The sequence below is a fragment of the Bradyrhizobium cosmicum genome, assembly GCF_032290525.1.
GTDB lineage: Bacteria > Pseudomonadota > Alphaproteobacteria > Rhizobiales > Xanthobacteraceae > Bradyrhizobium > Bradyrhizobium cosmicum_A.
This window is the reverse complement of the sequence record NZ_JASXTA010000012.1, coordinates 255,400-264,078: the sequence shown is the minus strand read 5'-3', so window position 1 is coordinate 264,078 and position 8,679 is coordinate 255,400. Positions and strand designations below refer to the sequence as shown.

Here is an 8,679-nt window from a genome sequence, read left to right as displayed (position 1 = left end):
CCAGCCAGCATGGTGAATCAGAAATACACTGATTTGGGAATCCCAAATCGATTCAGACTAAACTCATCCCGCTTTAGGCGCGAGCTGCGCGAAGAAGCGGGCGGTATCGCCGGCGGTGGCGACGAAGCCCGCGGCTGATGCCATCGCTTGGGCCGGATTGTCACCCGGGATCACGCAGCGCTCGCCCAGCGGCACCTTTCGCGTATGGCCGCGCGCGAACGCCGCGCTCTTGGGAAGCGGCGCGTCCGGCTCGGTCTCGCGCAGGCCTGCCGGCTCGATGATCTCGCGCTTGATCCAGGCGGAGTAGGGCTCCTTCGTCACGGCTTCGATGACGAGGCCGATCAGGCCAAAGCCGTGATTTGAATATTTGAAGCGCGTGCCGGGCTCGATCGCGGTCGGCAGCTTCAATTCCGCGAGCAGCTCCCTGGCGTCGAGATAGGGACGGCTGTCAATGAACTGGCCGGAATCGGCGCCGTCGCGCGTCAGCCCGGCGCTGTGCGAGAGCACTTGCGCAATCGTCGTCTCGGCGACGCGCGGATGCAGGCCGCCGACATATTGGCCGATGGGATCGTCGAGCCGGAGCTTGCGCTGCTCGCGCAGCTTCATGATGGCGGCCGAGGTAAAACTCTTCGAGTGCGAGGCGATGCGGAAGCGGTGGCGCGGGGTGAGCTTTTCGCCGGTGTCGAGATTGGCGAGGCCGAACGCACGCTCGGCGACGACCTCGCCGCGATGGACGAATGCGACGATCACGCCCGGCTGCTGGATTGTCGTGTGCTGGAATTCGATCCAGGAGCCGATGTAGTCGATCGCGGATCGCAGCCACGTGTCCATTGCGCACCAGTTTGCAGGGGGAAGATGGTGCGAGAGGCTAACCGAGAAAACCGAACGGGCACAACCCGAAAGGTCGTGCCCGTTCGTTTCGTTCGAAGATGCGATGTCTTCAGTAGACCAGCGTTGCGCCAGTTGGCTTGTCGAGCGCCGCGGCGAGCGAGCGATATTCGGAGCTGTCGGTGCCGGCGAGTGAGGCGATCTTGTTCAGATGATACTGCGCCTGTTCGCGGTTGCCCTGCTCGAGCTGCCAGAGGCCGTAATACTGCCAGGTGCGGACATGGTTCGGGTCGTCCTTCAGCGCCAGCTCGTAATAGACCTTCGAGGACCGGTAGTCGCCGAGCTTGCGATAGGAGTAGCCGATCAGGTTCGCAACATCGGCGACGTCGTCGCGCTTGAGCGACTTCAGTTGGCCGATCGCGCCGGTGTAGTCGTGGTTGTCGTAGATCGTGGTGTAGGCTGTGCGATAGGCCGCGAGGAATTTGGGATCGCTGACGGAGGAGCTCTTCTTCTTTTTTTCCTTCTTCGTCGAACTGTCCGACTTCGGCGGCGAGGGCTCGTCGCTGCCCGCGGCATAGGCGCTGGTCAGCACCGGCCCGGCTGCCAGCGTCATGGAAACGAGTCCCGGCACCAGAAGCATTGAGAATTTGCGCATCTAAGTTCTCCCGTATGAAACGTGGCGATCCTACACGATTGCCCGAATACCGGAACACCCATCGGGCGAAAACATTCCCGGCTGGCCCGGTGTATTCGCCTGCCGTCAGATGACAAACGTGTCATCGAGATGAACGGAAGCCTGCTAGAGGCTTCAGACTGGGTTCAGTGCGCGCCGCCTAGGCTCCGACCCATGATCGAAGGGATGGCAAAGGGCGCCGCCTCGAGATCCTTCACAGAGGAGACCACCATGTTGAAGACCATTTCCGCAGCCTTGCTTGCAGCGTCCGTCATCGCAGCCCCGGCCTTCGCGGCCGAGACCGGCAAGACCACCACGACGGCGCCGGTGATCAAGGCGGACCAGAGCCAGACCAAGGCGTCGACCACCGCCGCGAAACCCGAAGCCGGCGTCAAGGCCGACACGAAAGCCGCCGACGTCAAGGCGGATGCCAAGGTGGACACCAAGACGGATTCCAAGTCGAAGGCGATGAACGCCAATGCCGCGGTCACGCCCGACGAGCACAAGGCCGTGCGCACGCATCGCCATCACCACAAGCATCTGTCGGCCAAGAAGTCGCTGAAGGCGCAGCCTGACGTGACCAAGCCGGCGACCACCGACAAGCGCAGCTGACGACTGATCCCGCGCGGCGGCGTCCAGCATTGCCCCGCCGCCGCGTGCGGAATCCAGGCCCGGCCCGTCCGTCATGCCCTGTGCGTAAGCGCGAGGTATCGACGGCGGGCCGGGTACGCCATTGGCCTCCGTGCGGGCATCGCAAGCGAATTCACTTCGCGCAACCTTGGGGCTAGAACGTCTCCGAGTCTGATCGGTGGAGTGAGGCCTGTGGGGCGGTTCGTGAGATATGCGGTGGTCCTGGCACTGCCGCTGGCGCTGGCGGGATGTTTCGGCGGCGAGGGCGATCGTCCGACCCTGATGGGCGGGGGCCAGGCCGGAGGGCCGCAGCCTTATCCCGACAATGTCCGCAGCGACACGCTCGCCTTGATGCGCGCCTATCTCAACAACCCGGTCGGGGTGCGCGAGGCTAGCATGGCCGAGCCGGTGCAGCGCGAGGTTGGCGGGAGACAGTTCTACGTGAGTTGCCTGCGCTTCACGCCGCGCGAGACGGACGGCAGCTACAAGGGTATGCGCGAGCGCGCCGTGGTCTTCGTCAACGGACGGGCGGATCGCGTCCTCGATCGCGCCAGCGAGCTCTGCGCCGGCGCGGTTTACGCTCCCTTTCCGGAATTGGAAAAGATGACGCGGTAGGGCAAAGCCCGCCTTCATGGCTTGCTGTTAGGACAGAAGGCGCCGGAGCCGCTGGATCACATTTTGGCGAGCTTTGAACGGGGCGGTGTCGCCTTGCGACAGATCGTTACGGCAGGTCTTGCGCCAACGACAAATCGGTCGGCGCAAGCAGCGGTGACGGAACAAGATCGCGATGTTGCCGTCCCGTCACAGTATCGAACGATCAACGTTCCGGCATCGCCGCGAAGCAACCTAATTCACGCCACGTTGTTTCCTGAGTGTCGATTTGAAAGAACGGGGATGACCATGAAAACGATTTTGCTGGGCGCTGTCGCTCTGCTGACGCTGGCTGCCCCGGCCGCGGCAGCCGACGTAAAGCCGCGCCCCTACACCAAGGCACCCGCCTATACGCCGCCGCAGGTGATCTACAACTGGACCGGTTTCTACATCGGCGGCCATGTCGGCGGTGCGTTTGCCGGCGACAGCAGCTTCCAGTCCAGCGACGCCCGCTTCCTGGGCGGCGTGCAGGGCGGCTTCGACTACCAGTTCGCGCCCAACTGGGTTGTGGGTATCGAGGCCCAGTATTCCTGGCTGCCGACCAATAATAATGGTGTCACGTTCCCGCTGGGCACCCAGGTGACGTCCAATACCGACCAACTCGGGTCGGTGACCGGCCGCGTCGGCTATACCTGGGGACCGGCGCTGCTTTACGCCAAGGGCGGTTATGCCTGGCGCAATGGCGGCCTTGGCGTGAACGTTGCCGGCGTGCCGCAGACTTTCACCACCACTGGCAATAGCAAGGACGGTTACACCGTCGGCGCCGGCCTCGAATACATGTTCGCGCCGAGCTGGTCGGCCAAGGCCGAGTACCAGTACTACAACTTTGGCAGCACGACCTTCACCTCCGGTCCGGCCGACATCGTCGGCGTCCGGGGCCGGGAGGACGAGCATACCGTCAAGGTCGGTGTGAACTACCGCTTCGGCTGGGGCGGTCCGGCAGCCTCGCGCTACTGACCGTCCGCGCATGACCACGATCTGACAAAGGCCGGCTTCTGCCGGCCTTTCGTTTGCCTGCCGCTTGTTAGCCTTGCGTGAACCATCTGGCGCGTCATTTGCAGGCAAACAGCCGGGCGCGCGCCCTTCTCACGGGCGTCATGGGACTGCCGTAAAGCAAAAATAATTTTTGCCGCTTACGGAACTGGCGCTCCGGAACACGTTATATGAGAATTACCGGGCTGGTGGGACGACGGACATGCGTATCTTGGTGTCGGCAGGTGTGCTCTCGTGCTTCATTTCCATGCCGTGCTCTGCACAGACAATCCTCAAATCCGAGCCTCTGATGTTGGCACCGTATGAGGTCGCCTTCGTCAAGGACGCCGCCTGCCCATCGGGCAAGGTGCTGAAGGTGACCGGCGCGATCCGCGGGCTGCACCGCCGCAAGGCCTGCGTGGCGATGGCCGGCGAGCAGGCTTCGCTCGCGACAGCGACTCCCTGATATTCCCTTCCCAGATCGCTCGGGTTGGCCAGATCGCTCGCGCTTGCCGGCCGGGCCTCAAGAACTCAGCTCAAGCTCCATCCTGGATTGCTGTTCGGCCTCCGCCTTGTTCTTGGCGGGATCTTCGCCTTGGGCTGCCCGGCAGGGCTTGATCTCGTAATCATTGTCGAGCACACGACGCGGCCCGGGGCGCTCGTCACCGTCGGCGCCGATGTCCACGACCAGTCCGCTCCGCTGCGCGAGCTTCCAGATGTCGGCCTCGTCAGGATAAGCCTTGCTGATTTGGGCGTCGTTGCAGAACAGGGCGTACGGCATTCTTTCCGCTCCGGGAGAACGCTTTAACGAGTTCTCGGGGCAAGGGGTTCCGACCGAGGAAAGGGGATCACGGGGCAGTGATCGGGCGACTGGACTCTGAGTCCTTAACGAGTCCTGAATCCTCCAAAAAAGAAACCCTGGGACTCCTTCGCCGGAATCAGCGGATGTTTCCGGCCATGACGACCGACCTCAAAACCTGCTGCGGGCACATGCTGCTGCCACTGACGCTGGCACTGTTCGGCGCCTGTGCGGCCAATCTCTGGCTGGTCTGGTCCTGGCTATAAGGCCCGTGGCCATAGGGCCTTGGTTATTGGCCTGGTTGCGAGGCGATAGCCGCCTCACTTCTTCGCTGCGGGACGGGGGGCGACGTCGCGGATGGCGGCTCGCAACTTGGTCAGAGTGGCCGCGCAATATTCTTCGCGCTCGCGCTCGAACCGCTCCTGATGCCTGCGGAAATTGGCGATGCGGGCCTGCATCTCGGAGCGGAAATCGCCGCTTGTCCGCGCCGGCGGAATCATGACGGGCGAAGGCGGGGCAGCCTGCCGCGGCTGGACCTGGATCGCGAAGGTCTCGACGGCAACGGTCTCGACGGTGACGCTTCCCACCGAGACTTCCGGTACGGCCGTAGGGGTCTCCGGTGGATGGAAGCCATCCTTTTTGCCGGTTACCGATTGGACGAAGGCCATTGTTTGCGCGATCAGTGCGTCGCGCTCTCTGATCCACTTCATGGTCCACCTCTGTTCGACCTATTCCAGCAAAGCCGGCCGGCCGAATCAAGAAGATCTCCGATGGGGATTGCATAATTTTCCCGCTCGCCCGACAGTGAGGAATGGACGCCAAAAGCAACCAGTCGGAGGAAGCGCAGGGCCTGAGGCTCGTCCGCGCGTTCTTGTCGCTGTCGCCCGAGAAGCGGGCGGAGGTCATCGCATTCGTCGAGGAATTGGCGCGTGCCCAGGGCCGGCCCGAAGCGGGCACGGAGGCATCGCCGAGGTGAGCGCTATCGCTCGCGCGGGTTGACGTTGGGCGCGAACGGCGCCCCGACCACCCGGACCGCTGTCGGAGCCGTCGCGTCGGCTGCCGCCCGCTCGGCGACCTGTGTTGCCGGAGCTTGCTCGAATGCCGGTTCGAACAGCGCAATGGTGCAGGCCACGGCGGCACAGCACAGCGTCACTGTCGCCAGCAGAACCATGTTTCGGTTGTCTTCCTTGATCCGCATGGGCCGGCAACGGCCGACGCCGGCGACCGGTTCCGGCCGTCCAGGCCGGATCTCGCCCCGAAAACAGGCCGAAGCTTACGCGAAGCTTACGTCGGCGCCCCAAATGGTTAGTTTTCCGTAAGACTACTCGGGGCATTCGGCATCAGATCTTAACGTCCGCCGGTTCCAATGCACGTCGCTAGGATTATGCATCGGCAGAAAATCGTTGAGGCGGCTGGAATGGGCTTTTTGAACAATCTGAAAATCGTCTGGAAGGTCGCACTGATCGTGGCCGTGATGGGCTGTGCGATGGTTGCCGTCGCCGCCTTCGGTACGCGCGAACTCTCCGCGACCGCCGACAGCTTCGCCGAGCTCTCCGCCTCGCAATCCTCGGCGCTCAACCTGGCGCGGGCCCAGCGCCGCGCCGAGACCTATCATGCCGCCCTCTATGCGGTCTTCACCGAGGCGACGGAGGCGGGTAACGCCAACCGCCTCAAGACCGCGACCCAGAACCGCGACGAAATCCGCCAATTCCTGGATGCCGCCGAGCAGGATGATCCGTCGCGCGCGAGCCAGATCAAGAGCATCGGCGACCAGTTGAAAGCGGTGTTCGCCGGCTGCGACCCGGTGCTGAAGGCCGGCTCGCAGGCGAGCAGCCCGGAAGAGAATGCCAGGGCGGCCGACCGCGCGCACAAGGAGTGCGATCCGCTGATCGACGCGGCCCTGGTGCGCATCGCCCAGTTCACGACCGAGACCGGCAAGCTGGTCGCCAAGCGCAAGGACGCCATCGAGCGGGATGCCAAATCCGCGACCTGGACCGTGGTCGGCGTCAGCGCCGGCGGCCTCATCGTCGGCATCGCGATTGCGCTGTTCGTCGGCCTCAAGGCAATGTCGCAGCCGGTCGCGCGGCTCAAGCTCGCCATGGAAAGCCTCGCCCGCAACGATTTCAAGATCGAGGTGCCCGAGAAGGATCGCCGCGACGAGATCGGCGACATGGCCAGGACCGTCGAAATCTTCAAGACCAACGGGATCGAGGTCGAACGTCTCAAGGCTGCGCAGCTCGAAGCGGAGAAGCAGGCCGCCGAGCAGCGCAAGCGCGACATGTTCAATCTTGCCGACGGCTTCGAACGTGCGATCGGCGAGATCATCGAGACGGTGGGCTCCGCATCCACCGAGCTCGAAGCTTCCTCCTCGACGCTCGCCACCACCGCGCAGCGTGCGCAGGAGCTGACCTCGGTCGTGGTGATGGCTTCGGGCGAAGCCACCGGCAACGTGCAGTCGGTCGCGACCGCCACTGAAGAGCTGTCTTCCTCGGTCAACGAGATCAGCCGGCAGGTGCAGGAATCCGCGCGGATGGCGGGCGAAGCCGTCACCCAGGCCCGCACCACGACCGAGCGCGTCAGCGAGCTCTCGGTCGCGGCAACGCGCATCGGCGACGTGGTCGAGCTGATCAACACCATCGCGGGCCAGACCAACCTTCTGGCACTGAATGCCACCATCGAGGCGGCACGTGCCGGCGAGGCGGGCCGCGGTTTCGCGGTCGTTGCCTCCGAGGTGAAGACGCTGGCCGAGCAAACCGCGAAGGCGACCGGCGAGATCAGTCAGCAGATTTCCGGCATCCAGACCGCGACCCAGGAATCCGTCAGCGCGATCCGCGACATCTCCGCGACGATCGAGCGGCTGTCGGAGGTCTCCTCCACCATTGCCGCGGCCGTGGAGGAGCAGGGCGCCGCGACCCAGGAGATCTCGCGCAACGTGCAGCAGGCCGCCCACGGCACCCAGCGGGTCTCCACCAACATCACCGACGTGCAGCGCGGCGCGGCCGAGACCGGCTCGGCCTCCTCGCAGGTGCTCTCGACAGCCAAGATGCTGGCGAGCGACAGCAACAGGCTGAAGGACGAAGTCGGGAAATTCCTGCGCACGGTGCGAGCGGCGTAAGGTTGCGCGGCGGCGATCGCCCGCCGCGCGTCCTATCGTGCCAGCAGGAAGCCGAGCGCGAGTACCAGCAGCACGGCGGTCATGACGACAGCCGTCACCGCTCCGGCGGCGATCCTGGCCTTCTCCCTGGCGGTGGTCGAGCGCATCGGCGCAATCTACCTCATGTTGAACTCTGGTCCAATCTGTGGTCAGTAGCGCGCCCGCGAGACGCGGCGCACATCAATTTCCGAAGGTGAATTCATGAGCGAGGATGTCAGCGACGGCTGGGCCGCGTCCGCGGCCGCCTGGATCGTCGAGCAGGGGGAGGACGGCGACTATGGCCGCCGTTTCGTGCTGGATGCGCCGATGCGGAGCCGGATCGAAGGACGCGGCTTTCGCAATGCGCTCGATGTCGGCTGCGGGGAGGGGCGCTTCTGCCGTATCATGCAGCGCGCCGGCATCCGCACCACGGGCATCGATCCGACTGAAGCGCTGCTCGCGCGTGCCAGGGAGTTGGACCCGAACGGCGATTATCGGCTCGGCCACGCCGAGACGATGGAGGCCGATGCGTCCTATGATCTCGTCGTCAGCTATCTCAGCCTGATCGACATTCCCGATCTCGCTGGGGCGATCGCGAAGATGGTGGCGGCGCTACGGCCTGGCGGCACGCTGCTGATCGCCAACCTGACCAGCTTCAACACCGCCGGTCCGCCCGAAGGCTGGATGCGTGACGGGGACGGCGCCTTGCGCTTCATCATCGATCATTACATGGACGAGCGGCCGAACTGGGTCAGCTGGCGCGGCATCCGCATTCAGAACTGGCATCGTCGGCTCAGCACCTACATGACGCTGCTGCTCGATCACGGCCTCCAATTGCGCCTGTTCATCGAGCCGCAGCCCACGGGCGGCGACCCCGACAGGAATGCCCTTCATCGGCGGGTGCCTTACTTCCACATCATGGAGTGGCAGAAGCCGGCTTGAGGAGGGGACGAGATTTCGGATCCAAAGCATGAGCTGTTAGTGTGCTCACGA

At 64.2% G+C, this 8,679-nt stretch carries 11 protein-coding genes and 1 pseudogene; 7 read left to right on the top strand and 5 right to left on the bottom strand.

Annotation, left to right across the window (positions count from 1 at the left end):
• Window positions 1-69: 69 nt before the first annotated feature.
• Together QSV46_RS22815 and QSV46_RS22810 are read right to left on the bottom strand one after the other, a co-directional pair.
• A pseudogene (locus QSV46_RS22815) lies at window positions 70-831 on the bottom strand (serine hydrolase domain-containing protein); the annotation flags it as partial.
• 109 nt (window positions 832-940) lie between these two features.
• Window positions 941-1,483, bottom strand: coding sequence for a tetratricopeptide repeat protein (locus QSV46_RS22810; RefSeq protein ID WP_314956988.1), 543 nt, complete (start codon window positions 1,481-1,483; stop codon window positions 941-943).
• 249 nt (window positions 1,484-1,732) lie between these two features.
• Between QSV46_RS22810 and QSV46_RS22805 the strand changes: the two genes are divergently transcribed.
• The 4 genes from QSV46_RS22805 (at window position 1,733) to QSV46_RS22790 (ending at window position 4,220) form a co-directional block, all read left to right on the top strand.
• Window positions 1,733-2,113, top strand: coding sequence for a His-rich protein BRANT (locus QSV46_RS22805; RefSeq protein ID WP_314956986.1), 381 nt, complete (start codon window positions 1,733-1,735; stop codon window positions 2,111-2,113).
• A 210-nt stretch (window positions 2,114-2,323) separates the two neighbouring features.
• Complete coding sequence (locus QSV46_RS22800; RefSeq protein WP_409997195.1) at window positions 2,324-2,746, top strand: hypothetical protein; 423 nt, start codon at window positions 2,324-2,326, stop codon at window positions 2,744-2,746.
• Window positions 2,747-3,031: 285 nt separating this feature from the next.
• Entirely contained in the window at window positions 3,032-3,739 is a 708-nt protein-coding gene (locus QSV46_RS22795) for a porin family protein (RefSeq protein ID WP_314956982.1), read from the top strand.
• Window positions 3,740-3,977: 238 nt separating this feature from the next.
• Window positions 3,978-4,220 (top strand): DUF6719 family protein, encoded by a 243-nt coding sequence (locus QSV46_RS22790; protein ID WP_314956980.1) that lies wholly within the window; start codon window positions 3,978-3,980, stop codon window positions 4,218-4,220.
• Between the two features lie 57 nt (window positions 4,221-4,277).
• Here QSV46_RS22790 and QSV46_RS22785 read toward each other — a convergent pair whose 3' ends face one another.
• Both QSV46_RS22785 and QSV46_RS22780 read right to left on the bottom strand, forming a co-directional pair.
• A complete protein-coding gene (locus QSV46_RS22785) occupies window positions 4,278-4,535 on the bottom strand; it encodes a hypothetical protein (protein ID WP_314956978.1) in 258 nt (85 codons plus the stop codon).
• Between the two features lie 338 nt (window positions 4,536-4,873).
• Window positions 4,874-5,263 carry a hypothetical protein gene (locus QSV46_RS22780; protein ID WP_314956976.1) on the bottom strand — a complete coding sequence of 130 codons (390 nt, stop codon included), beginning with the start codon at window positions 5,261-5,263 and terminating at the stop codon, window positions 4,874-4,876.
• A gap of 101 nt (window positions 5,264-5,364) precedes the next feature.
• Here QSV46_RS22780 and QSV46_RS22775 point away from each other — a divergent pair, with 101 nt between their 5' ends.
• Window positions 5,365-5,529 (top strand): hypothetical protein, encoded by a 165-nt coding sequence (locus tag QSV46_RS22775; RefSeq protein WP_314956974.1) that lies wholly within the window; start codon window positions 5,365-5,367, stop codon window positions 5,527-5,529.
• Between the two features lie 3 nt (window positions 5,530-5,532).
• Here the strand turns inward: QSV46_RS22775 and QSV46_RS22770 are convergent, their stop codons facing one another.
• A complete protein-coding gene (locus tag QSV46_RS22770) occupies window positions 5,533-5,751 on the bottom strand; it encodes a hypothetical protein (RefSeq protein ID WP_314956972.1) in 219 nt (72 codons plus the stop codon).
• Between the two features lie 219 nt (window positions 5,752-5,970).
• Here QSV46_RS22770 and QSV46_RS22765 point away from each other — a divergent pair, with 219 nt between their 5' ends.
• Together QSV46_RS22765 and QSV46_RS22760 are read left to right on the top strand one after the other, a co-directional pair.
• Window positions 5,971-7,668 (top strand): HAMP domain-containing methyl-accepting chemotaxis protein, encoded by a 1,698-nt coding sequence (locus tag QSV46_RS22765; RefSeq protein WP_314956970.1) that lies wholly within the window; start codon window positions 5,971-5,973, stop codon window positions 7,666-7,668.
• 240 nt (window positions 7,669-7,908) lie between these two features.
• Window positions 7,909-8,628 carry a class I SAM-dependent methyltransferase gene (locus QSV46_RS22760; protein ID WP_314956968.1) on the top strand — a complete coding sequence of 240 codons (720 nt, stop codon included), beginning with the start codon at window positions 7,909-7,911 and terminating at the stop codon, window positions 8,626-8,628.
• Window positions 8,629-8,679: the final 51 nt, after the last annotated feature.